The organism is Leifsonia sp. fls2-241-R2A-40a (assembly GCF_030209575.1).
GTDB lineage: Bacteria > Actinomycetota > Actinomycetes > Actinomycetales > Microbacteriaceae > Leifsonia.
Genome location: NZ_JARVRS010000001.1, coordinates 2,581,574 through 2,605,167 on the forward strand (window position 1 = coordinate 2,581,574; position 23,594 = coordinate 2,605,167).

General features: G+C 71.8%; 18 protein-coding genes. 7 read left to right on the forward strand and 11 right to left on the reverse strand.

Annotated features, from left to right (window positions below; genetic code table 11):
* Positions 1-8: 8 nt before the first annotated feature.
* On the forward strand, positions 9-590 hold the full coding sequence (locus tag QRN40_RS12830; RefSeq protein WP_285116056.1) for a class I SAM-dependent methyltransferase: 582 nt from the start codon (positions 9-11) through the stop codon (positions 588-590).
* 38 nt (positions 591-628) lie between these two features.
* On the opposite strand, the gene QRN40_RS12835 is transcribed toward QRN40_RS12830, so the two are convergent.
* The 6 genes from QRN40_RS12835 to QRN40_RS12860 all read right to left on the reverse strand — a co-directional run bounded on the left by QRN40_RS12835 (position 629) and on the right by QRN40_RS12860 (position 8,888).
* Positions 629-1,210: a CoA-binding protein gene (locus tag QRN40_RS12835; protein WP_285116058.1), complete on the reverse strand. Its 582-nt coding sequence runs from the start codon at positions 1,208-1,210 to the stop codon at positions 629-631.
* Positions 1,207-2,508, reverse strand: coding sequence for an O-acetylhomoserine aminocarboxypropyltransferase/cysteine synthase family protein (locus QRN40_RS12840; RefSeq protein WP_285116059.1), 1,302 nt, complete (start codon positions 2,506-2,508; stop codon positions 1,207-1,209). The genes QRN40_RS12835 and QRN40_RS12840 overlap by 4 nt, the downstream gene beginning before the upstream one ends.
* A 76-nt stretch (positions 2,509-2,584) precedes the next feature.
* Positions 2,585-3,607 (reverse strand): YeiH family protein, encoded by a 1,023-nt coding sequence (locus QRN40_RS12845; protein ID WP_285116061.1) that lies wholly within the window; start codon positions 3,605-3,607, stop codon positions 2,585-2,587.
* Between the two features lie 80 nt (positions 3,608-3,687).
* Positions 3,688-5,529: a cell wall-binding repeat-containing protein gene (locus QRN40_RS12850; RefSeq protein WP_285116062.1), complete on the reverse strand. Its 1,842-nt coding sequence runs from the start codon at positions 5,527-5,529 to the stop codon at positions 3,688-3,690.
* Positions 5,530-5,624: 95 nt separating this feature from the next.
* Positions 5,625-7,217 carry a S53 family peptidase gene (locus QRN40_RS12855; RefSeq protein WP_285116063.1) on the reverse strand — a complete coding sequence of 531 codons (1,593 nt, stop codon included), beginning with the start codon at positions 7,215-7,217 and terminating at the stop codon, positions 5,625-5,627.
* Positions 7,218-7,274: 57 nt separating this feature from the next.
* Complete coding sequence (locus QRN40_RS12860) at positions 7,275-8,888, reverse strand: dolichyl-phosphate-mannose--protein mannosyltransferase (RefSeq protein ID WP_285116064.1); 1,614 nt, start codon at positions 8,886-8,888, stop codon at positions 7,275-7,277.
* 57 nt (positions 8,889-8,945) lie between these two features.
* Here QRN40_RS12860 and rsmI point away from each other — a divergent pair, with 57 nt between their 5' ends.
* The 5 genes from rsmI (at position 8,946) to QRN40_RS12885 (ending at position 14,300) form a co-directional block, all read left to right on the forward strand.
* Positions 8,946-9,764 (forward strand): 16S rRNA (cytidine(1402)-2'-O)-methyltransferase, encoded by an 819-nt coding sequence (rsmI, locus tag QRN40_RS12865; RefSeq protein WP_285116065.1) that lies wholly within the window; start codon positions 8,946-8,948, stop codon positions 9,762-9,764.
* An 83-nt stretch (positions 9,765-9,847) separates the two neighbouring features.
* Entirely contained in the window at positions 9,848-11,437 is a 1,590-nt protein-coding gene (gene metG, locus QRN40_RS12870) for a methionine--tRNA ligase (RefSeq protein WP_285116066.1), read from the forward strand.
* The gene (locus QRN40_RS12875; protein WP_285116069.1) at positions 11,434-12,363 is read left to right on the forward strand and encodes a TatD family hydrolase; all 930 of its coding nucleotides are present in this window, start codon (positions 11,434-11,436) and stop codon (positions 12,361-12,363) included. The genes metG and QRN40_RS12875 overlap by 4 nt, the downstream gene beginning before the upstream one ends.
* Entirely contained in the window at positions 12,360-13,211 is an 852-nt protein-coding gene (gene rsmA / locus QRN40_RS12880) for a 16S rRNA (adenine(1518)-N(6)/adenine(1519)-N(6))-dimethyltransferase RsmA (RefSeq protein WP_285116070.1), read from the forward strand. Before QRN40_RS12875 ends, rsmA begins: the two co-directional genes overlap by 4 nt.
* 153 nt (positions 13,212-13,364) lie before the next feature.
* On the forward strand, positions 13,365-14,300 hold the full coding sequence (locus tag QRN40_RS12885) for a 4-(cytidine 5'-diphospho)-2-C-methyl-D-erythritol kinase (protein ID WP_285116071.1): 936 nt from the start codon (positions 13,365-13,367) through the stop codon (positions 14,298-14,300).
* A 5-nt stretch (positions 14,301-14,305) separates the two neighbouring features.
* On the opposite strand, the gene QRN40_RS12890 is transcribed toward QRN40_RS12885, so the two are convergent.
* The 5 genes from QRN40_RS12890 to QRN40_RS12910 form a co-directional block, all read right to left on the reverse strand.
* Positions 14,306-14,800 carry a hypothetical protein gene (locus QRN40_RS12890; RefSeq protein WP_285116072.1) on the reverse strand — a complete coding sequence of 165 codons (495 nt, stop codon included), beginning with the start codon at positions 14,798-14,800 and terminating at the stop codon, positions 14,306-14,308.
* A gap of 41 nt (positions 14,801-14,841) precedes the next feature.
* Entirely contained in the window at positions 14,842-16,671 is a 1,830-nt protein-coding gene (locus QRN40_RS12895; protein WP_350224760.1) for an alpha/beta hydrolase, read from the reverse strand.
* On the reverse strand, positions 16,668-16,991 hold the full coding sequence (locus QRN40_RS12900) for a hypothetical protein (protein ID WP_285116074.1): 324 nt from the start codon (positions 16,989-16,991) through the stop codon (positions 16,668-16,670). Before QRN40_RS12900 ends, QRN40_RS12895 begins: the two co-directional genes overlap by 4 nt.
* A 218-nt stretch (positions 16,992-17,209) precedes the next feature.
* Entirely contained in the window at positions 17,210-20,017 is a 2,808-nt protein-coding gene (locus tag QRN40_RS12905; RefSeq protein WP_285116075.1) for a LuxR family transcriptional regulator, read from the reverse strand.
* Positions 20,018-20,122: 105 nt separating this feature from the next.
* Entirely contained in the window at positions 20,123-21,919 is a 1,797-nt protein-coding gene (locus QRN40_RS12910) for an ABC-F family ATP-binding cassette domain-containing protein (RefSeq protein WP_285116076.1), read from the reverse strand.
* Positions 21,920-21,962: 43 nt separating this feature from the next.
* Here QRN40_RS12910 and QRN40_RS12915 point away from each other — a divergent pair, with 43 nt between their 5' ends.
* The gene (locus QRN40_RS12915) at positions 21,963-23,588 is read left to right on the forward strand and encodes an acyl-CoA dehydrogenase family protein (RefSeq protein ID WP_285116077.1); all 1,626 of its coding nucleotides are present in this window, start codon (positions 21,963-21,965) and stop codon (positions 23,586-23,588) included.
* Positions 23,589-23,594: the final 6 nt, after the last annotated feature.

A 23,594-nucleotide genomic window follows, 5' to 3' on the forward strand; every position in this document is an offset into this window, starting at 1 on the left:
CTCAGCCCATGGCGTTCGACTGGTCGCAGTTCTACGAGGAGCAAGGCGGACGCGGCGTGCGGCCGACCTTCCAGAGCGCCCTGGAGGCGTGGGACGGGCCGCCCGGGGCGGCGATCGACCTCGGCTGCGGCGACGGGGTGGAGACGCGGAACCTCGCCGAGAACGGCTGGCGGGTGCTGGCGGTGGATTCCGACGCCGGCGTGGAGGAGCGGGTGCGCGCCGGCCTGTCGCCCGACGCCTCGCAGCGCGTCACCGTGCGGCGCTCGTCGTTCGAGAAGCTGGGGGAGCTGCCCGCGGCCGATCTCGTCTATGCCGGATTCGCGCTGCCGTTCTGCGACGAGTCGCACTTCCCGTACCTGTGGGCGGACATCCGCGAAGCCCTTCCGCCGGGCGGCCTCTTCGCCGGGGAGCTGTTCGGGCCGCACGACCAGTGGGCCGGCCGTCCGGGGATGAGCTTCCACAGCCGCGCCCAGGTGGAGGGGATGCTCACCGGCATGGAGGTCGTCCAGCTGGTCGAGGACGACCGGCGCGGGATGTCTTTCGAGGGACCGAAGCACTGGCACGTGTTCCACATCGTCGCCCGCGCGTAGCGGTGCGGTGCGCCGGGCCGGGGCCGCCGGGCTCCGCGTCAGCGGAGGGTCTTGCGCGCCGTGATCTGCCCGGTGTCGAAGCCGAGGAGGTGCAGGCCGCCGTGGAACCGCGCGTGCTCGATCTTGACGCAGCGATCCATGACGACGGTGAGACCCTTCGACTCGCCGTACTCGGCGGCCTCCTGGTTCCAGATGCCCAGCTGCACCCACACGGTGGGCGCGCCGACCGCCAGCGCCTCGTCGATGACGGCGGGGATGTCGCTCGGCTTGCGGAACACGTCGACGATGTCCGGGACCTCCGGCAGCGAAGCCAGGTCGGGGTAGGCCTTCTCGCCCAGGATCGTGTCGGCGTTCGGGTTCACGAAGTACACGCGGTAGTCGCTGGACTGCTGCAGGTAGGTGCCCACGAAGTACGACGATCGTGCCGGGTTCGCCGACGCGCCCACGATCGCGATCGACTTCGCCCCGCGCAGGATCTTCAGGCGCTCCTTCGCATCCGGCCCCACCCACGTGCGCTGCGTCTTCAGCAGCTTCGCGAGCGGGGAGTCCGACGGCAGGGCGCAGCTCAGCCCGTTCGCGAGCTGGACCTGCGTGGTGTCGTCGGTGGTCGCGGTGGTCATGCTGCGTTCGCCTCCTCGACGGCGATCGTGAGTGCCTGATCCAGATCGTAGATGATGTCGTCGACGTCCTCGATGCCGACGCTGATGCGCACGACGCCGGGAAGCACGCCCGCGTCGAGGAGCTGCTGCTCGCTCAGCTGGGCATGGGTGGTGGAGGCGGGATGGATCACCAGCGTCTTCGCATCGCCGATGTTGGCGAGATGGCTGGCGAGGTTCACCGACTCGATGAACGTCTGGCCGACCGCGCGGCCGCCCTTCACCACGAAGCTGAAGACGCTGCCCGGGCCCTTCGGCAGGTACTTCAGCGCCCGGTCGTGGTGCGGATGCTCGGGAAGCCCGGCCCAGAACACCTTCTCGATGCGGGGGTCCGCGTCGAGCCACTCCGCCACCGCGCGCGCATTGTCGACGTGCGCCTGGATGCGGTACGGCAGGGTCTCGACGCCCTGCGCGAGCAGGAAGGCGGAGTGCGGGGCGAGCGACGGGCCGATGTCGCGCAGCTGCTCGGCGCGCAGCCGGGTGAGGAAGGCGTACTCGCCAAAGTTGCCCGACCACTGCAGGCCGCCGTACGAGGGGACCGGCTCGCCGAAGAGCGGGAACTTCGAGGTGTGCCAGTCGAAGCGTCCGCTCTCGACCACCACGCCGCCGAGGGTGGTGCCGTGGCCGCCGAGGAACTTGGTGGCCGAGTGGATGACGATGTCGGCTCCCCACTCGAACGGCCGGTTGAGGTAGGGGGTCGCGATCGTGGAGTCGATGATGAGCGGGAGCCCGGCCGCGTGCGCGACCTCCGCGAGCCCTTCGATGTCGGCGATCTCGCCGGACGGGTTGGCGACCGTCTCGGCGAACACGAGCTTGGTGCGGTCGGTGATGGCCGCGGCGTAGTCGGCCGGGTCGGAGCTCTGCACGAAGGTCGTGTCGACCCCGAAGCGCCGGAGGGTCACATCGAGCTGGGTGATCGATCCGCCGTACAGGTTGGCGGACGCGACGATGTGGTCGCCCGCGCCGGCCAGGGAGGCGAAGGTGATGTACTGCGCGCTCAGTCCGGAGGCCGTCGCGACAGCGCCCAGGCCGCCTTCGAGGCTGGCGACGCGCTCCTCGAACGAGGCCACCGTCGGGTTGGCGAGGCGCGAATAGATGTTGCCGTACTTCTGCAGAGCGAAGCGGGCGGCCGCGTCCGCCGTGTCGTCGAACACGAAGGCGCTGGTCTGGTAGATCGGCAGGGCACGCGCCCCGGTCACCGGATCGGGGATATTGCCCGCGTGGATCGCGCGCGTGCGGAAGCCATATTCACGATCTGCCATGCCGCCACGCTACCGGAGGGCACCGACCTCGCCGTCGGCGGTGTAACACGCCGCAACCGACGGGGTCATCTGGTGTTCAGCGCGTCGAGATCCAGACGGCCGCCAGCGCCAGACCCGCGATGAGCACCCACGAGACGAGTCCGGTCACGAGCGCGCGCCATCCGGTGCCCAGGAGGGTCCGCAACCGGACCGCCGTGCCGAGGCCGAACAGGGCCATCGCGAGCAGGAGCGTCTGAAGCGCGTCGGCGCCGTCGGTGACAGCGGGCGGCAGCGGGACGAAGGTGCGGACGAGCGCGGCCAGGATGAAGCCGGCGACGAACAGCGGGACGATCGGCGGGCGCTTCGCCGCCGGGTCGCCCTCCACCTGCCGTCGTCGCTCGACGACGGCTGCGACGGCGACCATCGGGGCGAGCATCAGGACGCGCGTCAGCTTCACGACCACCGCCACCGCGAGAGCGCCCGCCCCGGCGATCTGCGCCGTCGCCACCACCTGTCCCACATCGTGCACCCCGGCCCCCACCCAGTGACCGAACTGCTGCGCATCCAGACCCAGCGGATGCCACAGGAGCGGCAGGACGAAGATGGCCAGCGTCCCGCACAGGGTGACGAGCGCGACCGGTGTCGCGGCCTCCTCGTCCTTCGGCTTCACCACGCCGCTCATCGCGCCGATCGCCGAGGCGCCGCAGATCGAGAAGCCGGTCGCGATGAGGAGCGGCTGGTGGCCGGGCAGTCCCAGCAGCCGTCCGATCCAGAAGGTCCCCGCGAAGCTGATCAGGACGACGGCCACGGTCGTGGCGATGGCGACCCAGCCGAGCCCGGCGATGTCGCCCAGGCTCAGCTTCAGCCCCAGCAGCACCACGCCGATCCGCATCAGCCGCTTCGCGCTGAGGGAGAGTCCGGGCGCCAGCCGCCCGGTGACCGCGGGTCGCGCGACCGGGAGCTGGCCGACCACGATCCCGAGCACCACCGCAGCGGTCAGCAGGGGGACCGCGGGGATCAGCCAATGCACTCCCCAGGCCACCGCGGCGGCCAGCGCGCATATGGCGAGCCCGGGAAGCCAGGGGACCGGGACGCGGACGGACGAGGACGGGGTGCTCACCAACCCATTCTGGCGAGCACCCCGTCCGTTTCCGTCCGTCGGAGCCGGGGTGCCGCATGCGCGGCCCCCGGCTTCGTCGATCAGTGACGCGTCAGCAGCTCCTTCGCGCCCGAGAGCGTGCCGCGCAGCGTGGACGGATCGGCCGGCTGCGGGGAGGCAGGCTGGAGGACCGTCGTGTCGGCGGACTTGCCCGTGACCGGGGCGGACGAGCCGTACAGGCCCTGCGGGCAGACCGCGAGGCTGGTGATGTTCGAGCTCAGCGCGTTCGTGCCTCCGACCGCCCAGTACGTCGAGACGCCGAGCGTGGTCGAATCGACCACCTCGCCGTACGGGATGCACTGCGGCGGAGCCAGCAGCAGCGGCGAACCGATCGCACCGGCGATCGCCGAGATCGAGAGCGCGTCCGGGAAGCCGAGCCCGCTGGCGACGTACGCCTCGTCGGCGAACCGGAAGACCTCCTGGTTGACGGCCTGCGCGGTCGCGAAGCGGTCGGCGCCGGACAGGCGCAGCACCGAGGGGGCGCCGAGCTTTCCGAGGTCGGCCTGAATGCCCGCCGAGACGCTGTTCACGCCTCCGACGAGGTAGATCCGCTTCGGCGACAGCGAGGTGATGAGCGACTTGGTGGCGCTGTCGAGCGCGCCGGCGGAGCCGTTGACGAGCACGAGCGGACCGTGGTCGTGCCCGGCCGCGGACCCGGCGACGAGGGCATCCGGGAAGTTGGTTCCGGTGGCGATGAACAGGGCGTTCACCGAGGTCTCGCCCGCGAAGGCATCCTGGACCACAGCCCGGGAGGTCGCGAACCGGTCGTCGCCCGCGATACGGGTGACCGTGGGAGCGAGAGGCTTCAGCTGGCTGAACGCGGAAGCGCCGACGGCGTTCAGGCCGCCGGCCACGACGATCTTCGACGGCTTCAGCCGCTTGAGCTCGGTCACGATCGCGGCCGGGACGAAGTCCTGCCGGGTGAGCAGCAGCGGGCCGCCCCACCAGGCGGCGGCAGCGCTGGCGCCGAGCGCATCCGGGAACACCATTCCGTTGGCGACGTAGACGACGGGACCTGCACCGAACGACGCACCGTCGTTGTAGAAGCTGGACGAGATGGCCGAGCTGGTCTCGAAGCGGTCACCGCCCGAGATGCGGCCGCTGTACCAGCTCCAGTTCCCGACCGTGCCGTCGATGCCGGTCACGTTCTGCCCGGCGGTGACGGTGACGAGGTGCGAGTCCCACAGGTTGTCGGCGCTCGGGTAGTACTGCGTCGACGCCGGCGGATCCATGGTCGTGAACGGGCCGCCGAAGCGGACGACGTACGTCCCGGGGTTGAGATTGCGGATCGTGTAGTTGCCCGAACCGCTGGTGTTCACGTCGCCGAAACCGACGGCGCGCTCGAAGAGGCCGGTGGTCTTGTCGTAGGGCCACGCCTCGACGACGTCCGGGGACGTCTTCCCGGCCGGCCCCGTGATCGTCCCGCTGATGGATCCCGCCGCGGGACGGTCGATCGTGAGTCCGGTGAGGTTGTGGTCGACCGTGACGATCGTCCCGCCGTCTTCCGTGGCCGAGCCGCCGTACCAGGTGCCCGCCGTGCCGGGGCCGACGTTGTCGCCCTGGAGGAACTGCTGGGCGAAGATGCGGTAGCGGCCCGGCGCGACGCCGCTGATGCTCCACGAGGTGGTCCCGCCGGCCGCGTTCGCGACGGTCACATAGCGGCCACCGATGTTGCCGTCGCCGGATACCGGGTACAGCCGGACGCCCGTCTCCGTGTTCGAGGTCGTCGTGGCGGCGCCGGCGTACGTGATCGTGCCGCTGAGCGAGTAGGTGGTCGCCGCTGAGGCGCTGAGCGGGGCTACAGCGAGCCCGAGGATGGCCGCGACCGCCGTGACGGCGCCGAGGAGGACTGTGCGCACGCGGCGCCGTCTGAAGTCATTCACGGCGTGAGCGTACCGGGCGGCACGTTCTTGACGCACGGCCCCCAACAGGGGCGGTCCTTCCCCCGCGGCCCGCCGTCGCCGGCGCGCCGTAGCCGTTAGAGCGACGAGAGCAGCCGGGATCCGTCGGGCACTCCGAGACCGGTGCACGCATCCCACCCGGCGGTGGCGCGGTACGCCCCGTTGTCCCCGGTGGTGATGTCGCGGAACCCGTCAGCGACCGTGCCGGCCGGAACGGAGTCGTAGAGCTTCGGCTGCGCGAGCCCCAACGGGCGACCCGTCGACTGGACGAGCCGCGCCACCAGCGCCGCCCAGAGCGGTGCGACCGCGCTGGTGCCGCCGATGACGGTGTCCTGCCCGTCCACGCGGATGCGGTAGCCGGTCTGTGGGTCGGCGACCGCCGACACGTCCGGCACCCCGCGTCCGCCCGGACCATTGCTCGCGCCGCCCGCGTCCGTTCCGCCTGCGCCCGACGGGACGCCGACCCCGGCCTGCCACGACGGGAGGGGGAACACGGCGCTGACTCCGCCGCCGGTCGCTCCGCCACCCGTCCCGTTGTTCCAGACCGTCTCCGACTGCACGGCGCCGGTCGAGGTGTCCGCTTCGAGCCGCGTGCCGCCGCACGCGAGTGCGTGCGGGGAGGATGCGGGGAAGTCGACGTGCGGACGTCCGTCGCCGACCCGGTCACTGCTCCCGTCGTCACCGGCCGCCGCGGTCGTGGTGACGCCGAGAGCTGCAGCATCCTGCAGGGCCTGGTCGAACGCGGTGCGCGCCTGGGCGGTCCACTGGTCCTCCGACTGGCCCCAGCTGATGCTGATCGCGGCTGGCGTCGGGTCGGCGTGCGCGGCCGTGCTCACCGCATCCAGGAACCCGGCGTCGGTGTTGGGTGCGAAGTACACGACGATCTCCGCCTTCGGGGCCAGCGCGCCTGCCACCTCGATGTCGAGCATCACCTCGCCGTCGGCGCCGTTCGGGTTGCCTTCCGGAGCGTTGGATCCGCCGTCGACGCCGACCGCCCGCACGCTGGGGGTCGGGATGCCGAGGCCGGCGAAGTAGGTGTCGAGGTCGGACTGAACGTAGCCGCCGCCGAGTTCGATGATCGCGATCGTCTGCCCGCCGCCGTCCGTCCCCTCCGGGAAGGAGTACACCGTCCCGAGCTGCGGAGGCGTGTAGCTCGTGTTGACGGCTGCGGCCGGGACGTAACGGAACTGCGCTCGCGCCTGCGGCCGGTCGTCGAGCCCGAGCACTGCGGTGACGACGCCGGACAATGCGGCCGGGATGCTCAGGCCGCCGGTGCGCTGCCGGTAGGTCGGCGCGTCGTCGCCCGCGTCCTCCGGGGTGGACGTCGCCAGGTCGGTGCCGAACACCCGGGCCACGGTCTGGACCGGGCCGGAGACGCGCACCCGGCGGGCGCCCGCATCCACTTCGTCGATGGTCAGGCCTGCATTTTCGAGGGTGGTGCGGACGAGTTCGAGGTCGTCCGGCGACGCTCCGTAGCGCTCGGCCAGCTCGTCGCGGGTGAGGGGCTGCGTGAACGCGCTCTCGGGCAGCTCGGCCCGGCGACGCAGCACGAGCGTGGCCTCCACCCGAGAGTCGCGCGCGAGGCCGCCGTGCGACTGGAAGCCGGGCCGGTCGGGGCGTTCGCTGCCGGGCAGGGGGACGAGGTCGAGGGGCTGTTCCGGATCGGTCATACCCCTCGGTCTACCACCGCCCTCCGACACCGAACAGCGGGAACGCCATGAGGGAGCTCACACCCAGCTGGGCAGCCACATGTGGATCTGCCAGAACCAGAACGGCACCTGCTGCCCGGTCCAGATCGGCCAGAAGAAGATGCTGACCAGGGTGCAGGCGACCAGGAACGCGCCCGTCCAGACGATCCCTCTGCGGCGGCGCGGTTCTGGGTCGGTGCGCCGGCCGAGCACCATCCCGATGACCGCCACGAGCGCCAGGATCAGGTACGGCTCGAACGCGATCGCGTAGAAGGTGAAGATCGTCCGGCCCATGTACAGCCACCACGGCAGGTACCCGGCGGCGAGGCCGGTGAGGATGAGCCCGAGCCGCCAGTCGCGGTAGCGGACCAGCAGGTACACGACGAACAGCAGCGCCGCCGTCCCGGCCCACCAGATCAGCGGGTTGCCCAGCGACGTGATCGCCGCGGAGCACGCGTTCGCCGTGCAGCCGTGCTGCCCCTGCGTCGTGCCGACGTAGTACATGCTGGTCGGACGCAGCATCAGCGTCCATGTCAGCGGGTTCGACTGGTAGGGATGCGGCGTGTGCAGGTTGATGCTGTAGTTGTACATCTCCGTCTGGTAGTGCCAGAGGTTCTGCACCCACAGGGGAACCCAGCCGAGCGCACCCGACCACTGCGTGTGCACGGATTCGGCCCAGTGCCGGTAGTAGCCGTTGCTGCTGAAGATCCATCCGGCCCAGGTCGCGACGTACGCGACGAAGGCGATCGGCACCATCAGCACGAAGGTCGCCGGCGCCTGCTTAAGCAGGGCGCCGCTGACATAGAACGGCAGCTTCTCGCGGCGGCGGGCCACCGCATCCACGATCACCGTGTAGACGGCGAAGAAGGCGAGGAAGTAGAAGCCCGTCCACTTCACGCCCGCGCAGAGCCCGCACAGCAGCCCGGCGGCGACGAGCCACGGGCGCCACCAGAGGGCCGGTCCCCAGGCCGGATCCTGGCCGGAGGACCGCGCGGCGGCCACCTTCGCCGCAAGCCGGTCCGCGGCCCAGCGGCGGTCGAGCAGGATGCAGCCGAACGCCAGCAGCGCGAAGAACATCACGAAGTTGTCCAGCAGCGCGACTCGGCTCATCACGATGGCGTGACCGTCGATGGCGAACAGGAAGCCGGCGATCGTGGCGAGCATCGTGGAGCGGAACAGGGTGCGCGCGATCAGGAACACCAGCAGGACCGCGATCGTGCCGGCGATCGCGGTGGACACGCGCCACCCGAACGAGTTGCCGGGCCCGGTGGCGGCCATCCCGAGTCCGATCAGCCACTTGCCGAGCGGCGGATGCGCGACGAACGACGGATCCGACTCGAAGATCCCGGTCTGGCCGGCGGCGAAGCGCGGGTCGGCCTTGTCGGGCCAGCTGCCCTCGTAACCGAGGTTCCACAGGCTCCAGGAGTCCTTCACGTAGAAGGTCTCGTCGAAGACGAGCGAGTGCGGAGCGCCGAGGTTCCAGAGCCGCAGCACCGCTGCGATCAGCGTCACCGCGATCGGCGCGCCCCAGAACCAGACCCGCATCCGCGTGGGCGTCCCCAGGACGCGCGCCCACCAGTCGTCCAGGCGGGTGCCCGTGCGTACTGCGGCGAGGTGCGCGGCCGGAGCATCGGTCGCGGGAGCGGAAGTCACCCAGCCATGCTAGAGGCGCAGGCTTGGCGTCGCCTTCCGGCTGACAGACTAGAGACCATGATCATCCTGGCCGCGACCCCGATCGGCAACCTCGGCGACGCATCCAGGCGGCTGGTGGAGGTGCTCGGCTCGGCGACGGTGGTCGCCGCGGAGGACACCCGCGTCGCACAGCGGCTCCTGGCGGGCCTGGGGGTGGAGAACCGGCCGCGGCTGATCGCGCTGCACGATCACAACGAGCGCGACCGCGCGGGCGAGCTGGTGGAGCTGGCACGCGATCAGGATGTGGTGGTGCTGTCCGACGCCGGGATGCCGACGGTGTCCGACCCCGGTTTCCACCTCGTCGAGGCCGCGGCCGCCGCGGGTGTCGGGGTGACCGCACTGCCCGGACCGTCGGCGGTGCTCACGGCGCTCGCCGTGTCCGGGCTCCCGACCGACCGCTTCACATTCGAGGGCTTCCTCCCGCGCAAGCAGGGGGAGCGCCAGTCGGCGCTGCGCGCGCTCGCCGCCGAGCCGCGCACCATGGTGTTCTTCGAGTCGCCGAACCGGCTCGCCGCCTCCCTCGCCGACATCGCGACGGTGCTGGGGGAGGACCGGCGTGCGGTCGTCGCACGCGAGCTGACGAAGCTGTTCGAGGAGGTGCGCCGCGGCACCGCAGCGGAGCTCGCGGCCTGGGCGGCCGACGGCGTGCGCGGCGAGATCGTCATCGTCGTCGCGGGGGCGCCTGCGCGGGCCGCCGACCCCGAGACCGCGCTCGAGCAGGTGCTCGCGCTCGTCGCCGCAGGCACGCGGCTCAAGGATGCGGCGGCGGAGGTCGCCGAGGCAACGGGCCTGGGCAAGCGCGACCTCTACCAGGCGGCGCTGGGCCGCCGCGGCTGACCCCGGGCGGCGCTCCGGCAGCGTTCTCCACAGGCGGAGTAACACACCGATTCCCGCGGCCGCTCGCCCGTAGGATGGTCAGCATGTCCGATGGCTCTTCCTTCTACATCACCACGCCGATCTTCTACGTGAATGATGTCCCGCACATCGGGCATGCCTACACGGAGGTCGCGGCCGACGTCCTCGCCCGCTGGCACCGCCAGTCCGGCGACGACACCTGGCTGCTGACCGGCACCGACGAGCACGGTCAGAAGATCCTGCGTACGGCGACCGCGAACGGCACGACGCCCAAGGCGTGGGCCGACAAGCTCGTCACCGAGGAGTGGCTGCCGCTGCTGAAGACGATCGACATCTCGAACGACGACTTCATCCGCACCACCGACGAGCGCCACGAGCGCAACGTCCAGAAGTTCCTGCAGAAGCTGTACGACGACGGCTACATCTACGCCGGCGAGTACGAGGCGCTCTACTGCGTCGGCTGCGAGGAGTTCAAGCCGCAGAGCGAGATCGTCGACGGCACGGGCGAGTACGAGGGCCAGAAGGTCTGCGCCATCCACTCGAAGCCGCTCGAACTGCTCCAGGAGAAGAACTACTTCTTCCGCATGAGCCAGTTCGCCGACCGGCTGCTCGCCCTCTACGAGGAGCGGCCCGACTTCGTGCAGCCCGAGTCGGCGCGCAACGAGGTCGTCAGCTTCGTCCGCCAGGGCCTGAGCGACCTCTCCATCTCGCGATCGAGCTTCGACTGGGGCATCAAGGTGCCGTGGGACGAGTCCCACGTCGTCTACGTGTGGTTCGACGCGCTGCTCAACTACATCACCGCGGTCGGCTACGGGCAGGACGAGGAGGAGTTCGCACGCCGCTGGCCCGCCAACCATCTCGTCGGCAAAGACATCCTGCGCTTCCACGCGGTCATCTGGCCGGCCATGCTCATGGCCGCGGGCCTCGAGGTGCCGCACCGCGTGTTCGGCCACGGCTGGCTGCTCGTCGGCGGCGAGAAGATGTCCAAGTCGAAGCTGACGGGCATCGCCCCGACGCAGATCACCGACACCTTCGGCTCGGACGCGTTCCGGTACTACTTCATGCGCGCCATCAACTTCGGGCAGGACGGCTCGTTCAGCTGGGAGGACCTGGCGGCGCGCTACCAGGCCGAACTCGCCAACGGCTTCGGCAACCTCGCGTCTCGGGTCATCGCCATGCTCACGCGCTACTTCTCCGGTGTGGTCCCGCCGGCCGGTCCGTACGAGGAGGTCGACCTCCGCGTGCAGGAGGTCGTGTGCACCGCGGCGGCCGACGCCGACGCGGCGATCTCCCGGCTCGCCATCCACGATGCGATCGGCGCTGTCTGGCGGATCGTGGACGAGCTGAACGGGTACATCACCGAGCAGGAGCCGTGGACGCTGGCGAAGGACGACGCTCAGCGCGAGCGCCTGGGCACGGTGCTGTACACAGCGGCCGAGGGCCTGCGGTCGCTGGCCGTGCTGCTGTCGCCGGTCATCCCGGAGGCGACGGCCAAGCTCTGGGAGGCCCTGGGCGTCGAGGCCGAGCTCGGTGCGCTCACCGCTCAGCCGCTGCGGGCCGCGGGCGAGTGGGGCCAGCTCCCCGCCGGTACCGAGGTCAACGGACTGCAGGCGCTGTTCCCGCGAATCGATGCGGAGGCGGTCGCCGCGGTATGACGGACCCGTCGTTCGTCCGGCAGCGGCACGTCACCGACGGTCGCGACCTGGCATACCCTCCGCTGCCCGAACCGCTCGTCGTGCCGGTGTACGACAACCACACGCACCTCGAGATCGCCGACGGTGCGGAACCGCTCGACTACCGCGAGCAGCTCGACCGCGCCTCCAGCGTGGGGGTGCGCGGGGTCGTGCAGGTGGGCAACGACGTCGAGACGTCACGCTGGTCGGCGGAGATGGCGGCGATCGAGCCGCGGATGCTCGCGGCGGTCGCGCTCCACCCGAACGACGCTCCCGACTACGACGAGCGCGGCGAGCTGGATGACGCACTCGCTGTGATCGCCGAACTGGCCGGGCGCCCGCGCGTCCGCGCGGTGGGCGAGACCGGGCTCGACTTCTTCCGCACCGAGGAGGGGCCGCGCCGGGATGCGCAGTTCCGCTCGTTCGAGGCGCACATCGAGATCGCCAAGCAGAACGGCATCGCGCTGCAGATCCACGACCGGGATGCCCACGCGGCCGTCGTGGCGACGCTGAAGCGGGTCGGCGCTCCCGAGCGGACCGTCTTCCACTGCTTCTCCGGCGACGTCGAGCTCGCACGGATCTGCGCCGACAACGGCTGGTACATGTCGTTCGCGGGCAACGTGACGTTCAAGAACGCGCCGAAGCTGCGCGAAGCACTCGCCGCGGCTCCTCGCCATCTGGTCATGGTGGAGACGGACGCGCCGTTCCTCACGCCGATGCCGTTCCGCGGCCGGCCGAATGCGCCGTACCTGATCCCGCACACGCTTCGCGCGATGGCCGAGGTGATGGGAACCGACGCCTCGACGCTCGCCGCCCAGATCAACTCCAACACCGAGCTCGTGTACGGCCGCTGGGACAGCGAGCCCGTCGGGCCGCCGCCCACCCGACCCATCGGGATCATCGCGTGAGCGAGGTCCGCCTGCTCGGGCCTGCCGAGATCCGCGACCTGGCGGAGCTGCTCGACGTCACCCCGACGAAGAAGCTCGGCCAGAACTTCGTGATCGACGCCAACACGGTGCGACGGATCGTCCGGGTCGCCGAGGTTCAGGCGGGCGACACGGTGGTGGAGATCGGCCCGGGCCTCGGATCGCTGACCCTGGGTCTCCTGGAGGCCGGAGCCGACGTCATCGCCGTCGAGATCGACGGGCGGCTCGCCGCGCAGCTGCCGACGACCGTGGAGCAGCTGGCGCCGGACGCGGCCGCGCACCTCACCGTGGTTCATCGTGACGCGCTCGCGGTCACCGAGCTGCCCGCGGACCCGGTGCGCCTGGTCGCGAACCTCCCGTACAACATCTCCGTCCCCGTGCTGCTGCATTTCCTGGAGCGCTTCCCGAGCCTGCGCTCGGGGGTCGTCATGGTGCAGGCCGAGGTCGGCCACCGTATCGCCGCGCGGCCCGGGTCGAAGGTGTACGGCTCTCCGAGCGTCAAGGCGGCCTGGTACGGTGCGTGGCGCACGGCGGGCGCGGTGAGCCGGCAGGTCTTCTGGCCGGTCCCGAACGTCGACTCGGTGCTCGTCGGGTTCGAACGCCACGACGAGCCGACCGGTAGCGAGGAGCTGCGGCTGCGCACGTTCGCCCTGGTGGATGCGGCGTTCCAGCAGCGCCGGAAGACCCTGCGTCAGGCCCTCGCGCCGGTCTTCGGCGACCCGGCGTCCGCCGAGGCCGCGCTGCGCGCTGCGGGTCTGGATCCGTCGCTCCGCGGCGAGCAGCTGTCCCTCGCCGACTTCGCGCGCCTGGCGGAGGTCCCGGCCGCCTGAGCCCGGGGTGGCCGGCCGTCGGCCGCTCTCGCCCGTCGTTTGTGTGACGACTCCGGGCTTCACGCACGCCCGGCGGCCCGGCGCGGTTCGCGCAGGGAGCGTACGCCCAGGTGTCGCCCAGCAGCGAGCATCCGGGGTGTGTAGGTTGGACTCATGGTGGACGGGTGGGACGTCGATGGCGTGCATGTGCGGGCGCCGGGCAAGATCAACGTCTTCATGCGCGTGGGCGCCGTCATGGAGGACGGTTACCACGATGTCGCGACCGCGTATCAAGCGGTCTCCCTGTACGAGGATGTCCGCGCGTACCGTGCCGACGACTTCTCGGTGAGCTTCGGCGGCAGCATCGACACGAGCGGCCTCCCGCTCGACGAGTCCAACCTCGCCATCAAGGCCGCGCGCCTTCTTGCCAAGCGCACCGGTTTCGCCGGTGGCGTCCGGCTCGAGATCGACAAGCATGTCCCGGTCGCCGGCGGCATGGGCGGGGGATCCGCGGATGCTGCGGCGACCCTCGTGGCGTGCGACGCCCTCTGGGGGACCGACATCGGCCGGGAGGAGCTGCTCGCGCTCGCCGCCCGTTTGGGCGCGGACGTCCCGTTCGCACTGGTCGGCGGCACCGCCATCGGGACGGGCAGGGGCGACCGCCTGAGCCCGGCTCTGGCGACCGGCCAGTTCCATTGGATTCTGGCCCTCCCCGAGGGGGAGCTGAACACCCCGCGCGTCTACAGCGAGCTCGACCGGCACCGGGAGCGTCACGCGGCCGACATCGCGCCGGCCCAGTTGACCCCGACCGTCGATTCCGCGGTGCTGCAGGCGCTGCGGGCGGGCGATCCCGCGATGCTCGCGGAGGCGCTGACCAACGACCTGCAGGCACCGGCCATCCACCTCGTCCCCGAGATCGCCGACGTGATCGAGCTGGGCGAGACGAACGGTGCGCTCGCGGGCATCGTCTCCGGCTCCGGCCCGACCGTGGCGTTCCTCGCCGCCGACCTCGACTCGGCGATCGACCTCCAGATCGCGTTGAGCGCAGCGCGCGTCACCGCTGTCCGGGCGACCGGGCCCGTGCACGGCGCCCGCATCCTGGGCGACTGACCGGCTCACGGGACGAGCCCGTCCCCGATGCGGCGCTCCGCAGCGGTCTGCACGCAGCGGCTGGCACCGCTGAACGTCGCCACGGCGTCGTTCACCGTGAAGCTCACGAGGAAACCGTCGGGGTCCGTCCCCGTGAGGTACGCGGGGAACGAGACGACCTTGGTCGGTCGCGAATATCCCAGCTCGTCGACGACCTTCGTCGCGTAGCCGAGCGCCAGCCATGCTGCGGCCACCCGATCGGCGACGGTGGCGGGTGGATCGGTGACGCCCCGGGATTGCGTGCTGACCGAGAGCGACTCCCGCTCGACCGTGCCGAATCGACCGCGGCAGAGCGTCCATTCGCGTTCTTCCACCGTCCAGGTGCTGCCCATCGCCTGACGCGCCGCGTCGGACAGCCGGTCGACCTCCGCCCGCACCTGCTCATGGAGTCTCACGTTCGCGGCGCCCGGGACGGGCGCCCGGTCGAGGTTCTCGACGCATCCGAGCAGCAGAAGCGGCACGAGGACGATTCCGGCCGTCCCCGCTCGCCTTCCGCCGCGCATCACCGGCCGGCCCCGGCGCGTTCGCTGGGCGTCCCTCCGACGGCGAGCTCCTCGCCCAGGCCCATCGTCGCCAGAGCGGCGCCGTGAAGTGCGGAGCTCCCGGCGTCGAAGTAGGACGTGATGCCGCCTCCGGGGTCGCCGAACGGTCCGTGGCGGTCGACACCCTTCAGCGACTCGCCATTCAGTACGGAGTCCTCCGAGGTGAAGACGTGGGCACCGAACGCGGGGCCGGTCGGGTCGGTCCGCCCGGACAGGGACTGTCCGACCGGCGCCCAGCCGTCCCGCTCGCCTTGCGACGCGAAGACCTCGCCCGGCGCGACGTGGAGGTCGGACGCGCGACCGAGCGAGCGCGGGATGCCCGCCGACCCGAGCATCACGAGGTGGTCGGCCTCGACGCGTGGCAGCGATACCGCGTGAGCGGCTACGTCGGTACCGTAGGAATGGGCGACCACCGAGAGGGCGCTGCCCTCGGGCAGCGAGGCGCGGAGCCCGCGTAGGCAGTCGCCCAGCCGCGCTCCACCCGCTGCAGCGCGCGTGTCCTGCAGGACGCCCTGAACATCCGACGGTCCGGGCGCGTCGTAGTCCAGCCATGCGATGACGGCGACCTCTCCCGGCGACACGCCCGCGACCCGGTGCTGCGCTTCACGCAGGCGCTGGGCCGCACCCGAGTAGGCCACGATGTCCGCGGCCGTCGTCCCCATGCCCGGGACGATGACGCTCACGTTCGCGGCCCGCTCGAGGAGACCCGTCACGACGGCGGCCCGCGCGGGCGGTCCGGAATGGTAGGCGTACAACTCGTGCGGAGGGTCTCCGGCCGGCCCCTCGCCGTACGCGCTGATGATGGCCCGCAGTTCCCGCCGATCGCGCTCGCAGCGTCGGACCTGCTCCGTCGCGGCCAGGAACGCGGCGGACCGGTCGTCGCCCAGCCCCGCCAGCGCGGCCTTCGCAGCCGCCACGTCACCGTCCCGTCGCGCGAGGTCGTCCCGCAGAACGCGATGGTTCGCCGCCGAGCGGTCGGCCGCGGGCAACCCGTCGAGGTTCCCGACGACACGGGGGAGCGCCGCGGCCAGGGCGTCCCGCTGGTGGGGCGTCAGCGTCGCCCACCATGCTGCGATGGTCTCGGGTCCGAGGGCGAGGAGCTCCGCGAGCAGGCGCTCGGAGCCATCCGCGCGCCCGCGCAGCTCGTCCGGGCCCGCTGCCGCTAGCTGCCGCAATGCTGTGGGAAACGGCGGATTCGGCAGCAGGGCTGCGAAGGCCGCGGTCGCCGGAAGATCGTTCGCATACACCGAGGACGAAGGGGGCAGGCCAGCCGAGCCGAGAGCGCGAATAGCGGCCTGTTCGGTCTCCCGCAGGTGCTCACGCGCGCGATCGAGTTCTCGCACAGCAGCCAGCCGGTCCTCTCCGCCCGGTTCGTCCACGAGCGAGCCGAAGGGGACGTCCAGCCGCGCGTCCAGCGCTCGTGCGGCGCGAGCTGCCGCCTCGGCGTCGTGCCAGCGCCCGGCAGCGTGCGCGGCGAGGCCCCGAGCCGTCCGGAGGGCGTCGGCGACATCGATGAGTGCGTCGGCGGCGCCCGCATAGGCGTCGCCGAGATGCTCGGACTGCCGCGTGTGGCCCGCAAGCGCTGCGCGATAGGCGTCTGCCGTGCGTCCGCGCCACGCGTCATCCAGCCCTAGGCTCCGGGAGCCGGAGGCGTGGTCGCGCAGCTCGGTGGAGCGATGCCGCCAGCGCTTCGCCAAGTCATCGATGTCCTCCAGATCGCCGGGCACGAGCCGGCGGGGATCGTCCGTTTCGCTCAAGCCCGCTCCGCACAGGGCGGCACCCCGGCTCATCGCCCGGCCCCGAAGCCGACCTCGGCGCCGACCGCGATCGCGACCGCGGCTTCCGCCGCCCCGCTGCCGGCCGCCGCCAGGTTCCGGTCCACCCCCTCGAACCGCTCGACTGCCCGCGCCAATCCGATGGCGAACCGTCGATCGTCCTCGACCACGGAGGCCTCGACCCGTCGGGCCCGTTGATGGAACCGGTGGATCGCCTCCGCGAGGTGAACCGGTCGATCCGGTGCCGGTGCCTGTGCCGGGGCATCGAGGGCCAGCCGGCCGAAGGCGCGGGAGGCGGTCTGAACGGCGTCGGGAGCGAGATGGAGCAGGTGCATGAATAAGAAATATCATGCGCAAGCCGCGAGAAAAACGTTTGCATTCCGGGCTTGTTCCGGAGGAAACGCCTGCCCGAGGATGCCCGGCCGACGGCATACGTCGGGTTGAGACGATTCGTCGGGATGGTGAGTCGTATCCGCAGACCGGGCCGGGCATCCCAGGTCCCTTCACACTAGCCGGGCGCGTGCGTCGGCTCCCCGTTCGGGGGGTGAAACCGTCAAGATTTGACGGGTCGCCTCCGGGAGAGCGATCGGAGGTCGCGGCGCGACCGGAGCCCGAGCTTCGAGAGGATGTTGCGGACGTGGAAGTTCACGGTCGTGACCGAGACGTAGAGACGCTCGGCGATCTCCTTGTTGGTCATGCCGGCAGCGAGGGCGTGCGCCACCTGCCGCTCCCGGGTGGTGAGCGCGGCAAGCGGGTCCACGGCCGATGTCGCCACCGCGGTTTCCTCGACGAGCCGGACGCAGCGGGCGAGATATCCGGCGGCTCCGAGCCGGCGGAAGGTGGAGGCCGCCGACTCCAGGAGTTCGCGGGCCTGTTCGATCCCGCCCTGGGCCACGGCCACCCGCCCGGCGTCGAGCGCCGCGACGGCCTGCGCGAAGGCGAACAGCTCCGCACCCGGCTCCTCCGCCGCGGCGACGTATGCCGCGAGGGCTTCAGGGAGGCGACCTTCCGCCTCCAGCACCCGTCCCTCCAGCCAGCGCAGGGAACCGTAGTACGGCCGCCACAGGGCGGCCTGCGCGCAGCGCTCGTAGGCCGCCCGCGCCTCGTCGGGTCGCCCGAGCGCCGCCAGTGCATCGACCCGGTAGGTCAGCCAGCCGAGGGTCGATCCGCGCGCGCCTGCAGCCTCGGCCTGTTCAGTGGCCAGCAGCTGGTCCTCGGGATGGCCCAGGGCGCGGCCGAGTTCGGCACGGGCGAGATGCGGAAGATCGCCGTCGTACGAGCCGGTGATCCGGGGATCCGCCTGCGCGGCCGCCTGCAGTCGCTCCTCGACCGCCTCCGCTTCGCCGCGGCCGGCCCGGACGAGCGCAGACACCCACAGCGCGATCGGCCAGCACGACAGGTCCGTCTCGTCGAGCGCGAGGGCGACGGCGGTGTCCGCCAGCGTGACGGACTCCTCCCATTCGCCGGTCAGGAACAGCATGTGCGCGTACATCGTGCGCGCGAAGCCCGCGGTCCAGCTCGTCGGGAAGCGCCGCGCGAGCTCGCTGGCGCGGGACAGGTCGGCGTGCGCCCGAGCGATGTCGCCCTTCAGGATGAACACCCGGGAACGACTGACCAATGCGTCGACCGCCGCGGGCGACTCGTGCCCGTCGAGCAGTCGGTCCAGTTCGCCGGTGAGAGGCGCGAACAGTTCGGGACGCCGCGCGTGTGCGGCCGAGTTGATGGCCCAGCCGAGCAGCCGCGTGAGGTCGTTCTGCGGCGCCGCCATCCAGCGGAGCGCAGGGTCGACGACCTCCTCGGGAGCCGGGCTCTCGGCGATATGCCGACGGGCCCGATCCAGGTGCTCCAGGACGCCCGCGAAGTCCCCGGTCGCCATGAGCACCTTCGGCAGCGCCTCGGCCACGTGCGCCCGGAGCGCCCGCTCGTCCGGCGTGGTCGCCCGGCGGCGCTCGAACCACAGGCCCAGCGCGAGCGCTCCCGGGAGGTCCCCGGAGAGTGTCCGAACCTCCACGAGCACCGCGTCGCGGGTGGGCGACGCCGGCAGCGCCTCGAACGCAGGACGCAGCTCGAGGATGCGCTCGTGCATCCGGAAGCGCATCGCGATCAGCCCGAGCTCGAGGAGCGCGCGCTGGGCATCCGCGCCGGCGGCGAGGTCGTACGCCGAGCGGGCGTAGCTGAGCGCCTGCTCGGCCTGGCCGAGGTCGGACACCGCGAGGGCTGCCGCGAGGAGTTCGGCGACCAGCGTGGGGTCGGTGCGGTCCGCGGCCTCCACCCGGTGCCGCAGGGCGCGGTGGCCGGAGAGCACGTCGGCGGCGACGCGGTGGATCGCGACCCGCTGCTCGAGGTCCAGCTCGGAGGCGAGGGAGTCGGCGAGGATGGCGTGCGCCGGCTCCACGCGGAGGACACCGTCGCGCGTCTCGGCGAGCACCAGCCCGCGCGCGGCCGCGCCCAGCACATCCACGTCCATGCCCAGCCGCCCGGCGATCGTGCCGACGACGGGAAGCGGGAGGGGATCGCGCAGCACCGCGACCAACTCGGCCGCGGCGCGCACCGACGGGTCGGCCCCGTCGAGGGCAGCGGAGATCGCGGTGGCGAGCGGGGTGATCGCGGTGGCCGGGAGATCCCACCCGGCCGGATGGATCGCCTGCGCGAACGTGTCGCGCAACTGACTCAGAAGCACGCTGAGGAGCAGCGGCGACCCCTGCGTGGCCTCGGTGAGCCGCGTCGCGGTCCGCCGGGAGACCGGGTGGCCCAGGAGGTGCTGCGCGAGTTCCTGGGTGTCGCCGACGGTCAGAGGCGCCAGCTCGATCCGGGCATGGTTGACCGTGGTCGCGGCAAGGTCGTCGAAGAGTCCGGCGACGCTGCTCTGCTGCGGACGGGTCGCGGCCGCGAACAGGAAGCTCTGCTCGGCCAGGCGCCGGACCACGAAGCGCAGCGCCCGCGCGGAGGGCTCGTCGACCCACTGCGCGTCGTCGAGGAGGAGGCACACCGGTCCGCCGACCGCGTCGATGGCGTCGAGGAGCGAACGGCCCACCGTGAGCGGATCGTCGCCCGGCGAGGGCGGCCGGATGCCGTCGGCCCCACGGCGCGAAGTGCTGTTCAGTCGGCGCACGAGCGTCTCGACCGTCGCGTACGCCAGATCGGACTCGAACGAGTCGGCGTGGACCCGCAGCACGGTCCATCCCTCGAGCCGGGCCGCGACGTCGGCGAGCAGCGCGGTCTTGCCCAGCCCGGCCTCGCCCGTGACCAGCACGGCTCCGCCGTTGTCCCGGGCCCGATGGGCCACCAGCAGCATCGTCTCGCGGGCGCGGTCGCGTCCGAAGAGCGGCCGGGCCTCGCCGGCCGGCGGCTGGTCAGTCACCTGCGCTCCGTCCCCATCGGTCGCATCGGGTCGGGTTGCGCGACCGATCTTCGGATCATCGCATAGCGCGGCCCCCGCTTCGTTCCCCAGTCCGGGGGTGCGGGATCAGCCCTCCAGCTGCTCCGACAGCTCCAGCCAGCGGGTCTCCAGGTCGGCGACCTCCCCTTCGAGCGTGCGCAACTCCTCGGTCAGCCGCCCGAGGCCGACGTAGTCGCTCTGGTCGAACCGGGCCAGCTCCTCGTGCTTGGCGGCGACCTGGTCGCTCACTTTCGCGAGTCGCCGGTCGAGGGCCGTCAGCTCCTTCTCGGCCGAGCGCAGTGCGGCGCCGGAGAGAGAGGGAGTGGATGCGCTCGCGCCGACGACCGCGGAGGCAGCAGCAGTCCCCGACCCCGCCGCGCTCTCGGCCTGGCGCAACCGGAGGTACTCCTCGACGCCGCCGGGCAGGTGCCGCAGCCGCCCGTCCAACACCGCGTACTGCTGGTCGGTGACGCGCTCCAGCAGGTACCGGTCGTGCGAGACGACCAGCAGCGTGCCGGGCCAGGAGTCGAGCAGGTCCTCCATCGCGGCCAGCATGTCCGTGTCGAGGTCGTTGGTGGGCTCGTCGAGGATGAGCACGTTCGGCTCGTCGAGGAGGATGAGCAGCAGCTGGAGGCGGCGCTTCTGGCCGCCCGACAGGTCTTTCACCGGAGTGGAGAGCTGCGCGTTGGAGAAGCCGAGCCGTTCCAGCAGCTGGCCCGGCGTGACCTCCTTGCCGCCCGCGAGGTAGGTCGTCTTCTTGCCGGCGACGACGGCGCTCACGCGCTGCTCCTGCACGTCGTCGAGCTCGGAGAGCTGCTGGGTGAGCGTCGCGATCCGGACGGTCTTGCCGCGCTTGACCGTTCCCGAGTCGGCTTTCACCGTGCCTGCGACCAGTCCCAGCAGGGTGGACTTGCCCGCTCCGTTGACGCCGAGGATGCCCGTGCGCTCACCCGGGGCGATGCGCCACTCCACGTCCCGGAGCACGGTCTTCGGCGGATAGGACACGGACACGTCGATGAGGTCGACGACGTCCTTCCCGAGCCGGGCGGTCGCGAGCGTCGTCAGCTCGACCGTGTCGCGCGGCGGCGGCTCGTCGGCGATGAGGACCGCGGCCGCATCCATCCGGAACTTGGGCTTGGAGGTGCGGGCCGGAGCGCCGCGGCGCAGCCACGCCAGCTCTTTGCGCATGAGGTTCTGACGCTTCGTCTCGGCGACCGACGACATGCGGTCGCGCTCGACGCGCTGCAGCACGTACGCGGCGTATCCGCCCTCGAACGGCTCCACGATCCCGTCGTGCACCTCCCACGTCGCGGTGGAGACCTCGTCGAGGAACCAGCGGTCGTGGGTGACGACCACGAGCGCACCGGACCCGCTGGCCCAGCGGCCCTTGAGGTGCTGGGCGAGCCAGGAGACGCCCTCCAGGTCGAGGTGGTTCGTGGGCTCGTCGAGGAAGAGGATGTCGTGGTCGTGCACGAGGAGGGCGGCCAGGGCGACGCGGCGGCGCTGGCCGCCCGAGAGCTCGCCGATGGTCGCATCCCAGCGGATGTCCGACACGAGTCCGGCGAGGACGTCGCGCACCCGCGGATCGCCCGCCCAGAGATGCTCCTCGCGATCGCCGACGATGGCGTGCCCGACGGTCAGCTGGTCGGGGAGCTCGTCGCGCTGGTCGAGCATCCCGACCGTCACGCCGCGGCGGCGCGTCACGCGTCCGGAGTCCGGCTCCAGGCGGCCGTCGAGCAGCTGCAGCAGCGTCGACTTGCCGTCGCCGTTGCGGCCGACCACGCCGATCCGGTCGCCCTCGGCGAGTCCCAGGGTGACGGAGTCGAAGACGACACGCGTCGGGTACTCCAGGTGAAGCGATTCCGCGCCGAGAAGGTGAGCCATGAGGGTCTCCAGCCTACCGGGCGGCCAGCACTAGACTCCCGCCATGGTCACCCACACCGTCGTGAACCAGGCCCCGCCGCGCGTCGACCTCGACGAGTTCGCGGCGAACCTCCCGCTCCGCGAAGGGGTGGAGCGGTACGACGCCGACTGGGCGACCGCATCCCTCGGCGACATCGGCCGGCTCGTCGGGTCGGCGGCATTCCAGCGGGATGCGGAGCTGGCCAATCTGCACGAGCCCGTGCTCCGGGCCTTCGACCGCTGGGGCGACCGCATCGACGAGGTCGAGTACGACGACGGCTACCACCGCATCATCGCGGCGGCGGTGGCGGCCGGTGCGCACACGTCCGCGTGGGCGGAACCCGGGCCGGGAGCGAACGTCGCGCGGGCCGCGACCTTCATGCTGTTCGCGCAGGTGGAGCCCGGTCACGCCTGCCCGGTGTCCATGACCCATTCGGCGGTTCCCGCGCTCGCCGCCTCCGAGGCGCTCGCCGACGAGTGGATGCCGCGCCTGCTCAGCCGCGACTACGACGGACGCCTCGCCGCGGGAAAGACGTCGGCGCTGTTCGGGATGGCGATGACCGAGAAGCAGGGCGGCTCGGATCTGCGGGCCAACACGACGCGCGCGCTCGCCGACGGGGACGGCCGCTGGCTGATCACCGGGCACAAGTGGTTCTGCTCGGCGCCGATGTCGGACGCGTTCCTCGTGCTCGCGCAGACCGCGGCCGGGCTCTCGTGCTTCCTCGTCCCGCGCGTCCTGGACGACGGCGACCGCAACGTGTTCCTCATCCAAAGACTGAAGGACAAGCTCGGCAACCGCAGCAACGCCTCCAGCGAGGTCGAATTCGACGGCACCGTCGGCTACCTGCTGGGGGAGGAGGGACGCGGCGTCCGCACGATCCTCGAGATGGTCAATCGCACGCGCCTCGACTGCGTGTACGGGAGCGCGGCGGGGATGCGGCAGGCTGTCGCCGAGGCGGCCTGGCACGTCCGCCACCGCTCCGCGTTCGGCGCGCGGCTCATCGACCAGCCGGCGATGGCCGCCGTGCTCGCCGACCTGGCGCTGGAGTCGGAGGCGGCGACCACGGTCGCTCTGCGGCTGGCGCGGGCGCACGACGTCGATGCACCCGACTCGGACGTCGCCTTCCGCCGCCTGGCCACGGCCGTCGCGAAGTACTGGGTGTGCAAGCGCGGACCGGGGCACGCCTACGAGGCGCTGGAATGCCTCGGAGGCAACGGCTACACGGAGGCGTTCCCGCTGGCCCGGCGGTATCGGGAGCAGCCGGTGATGGCGATCTGGGAGGGCTCCGGCAACGTGATCGCTCTCGACGTCCTCCGCGCACTGCGCCGGGAGCCGGCGGCGTGGGAGGCGTTCGACGCCGAGCTGGCCGCCGCTCGGGGCGTCTACCGCACCTTCGACGCGCACCACGACCGGCTGCGCGCCCGGGTGGCTGCCGTGTGCGCTACCGACGACGCACGGGATGCGGAGGCGGCCGCCCGGCCGCTGGTCGCCTCCCTCGCCATCGCCCTGCAGGCGTCACTGCTCGTCCGGGACGCCCCCGCGGCCGTTGCCGACGCGTTCGTCGCGGCGCGCCTCGGGCCCGAGCGCGGCTCCCTCTACGGCGAGCTGCCCTCCGGCCTCGACCTGTCCGCCCTCGTCGCCCGGGCCTGACCGCGC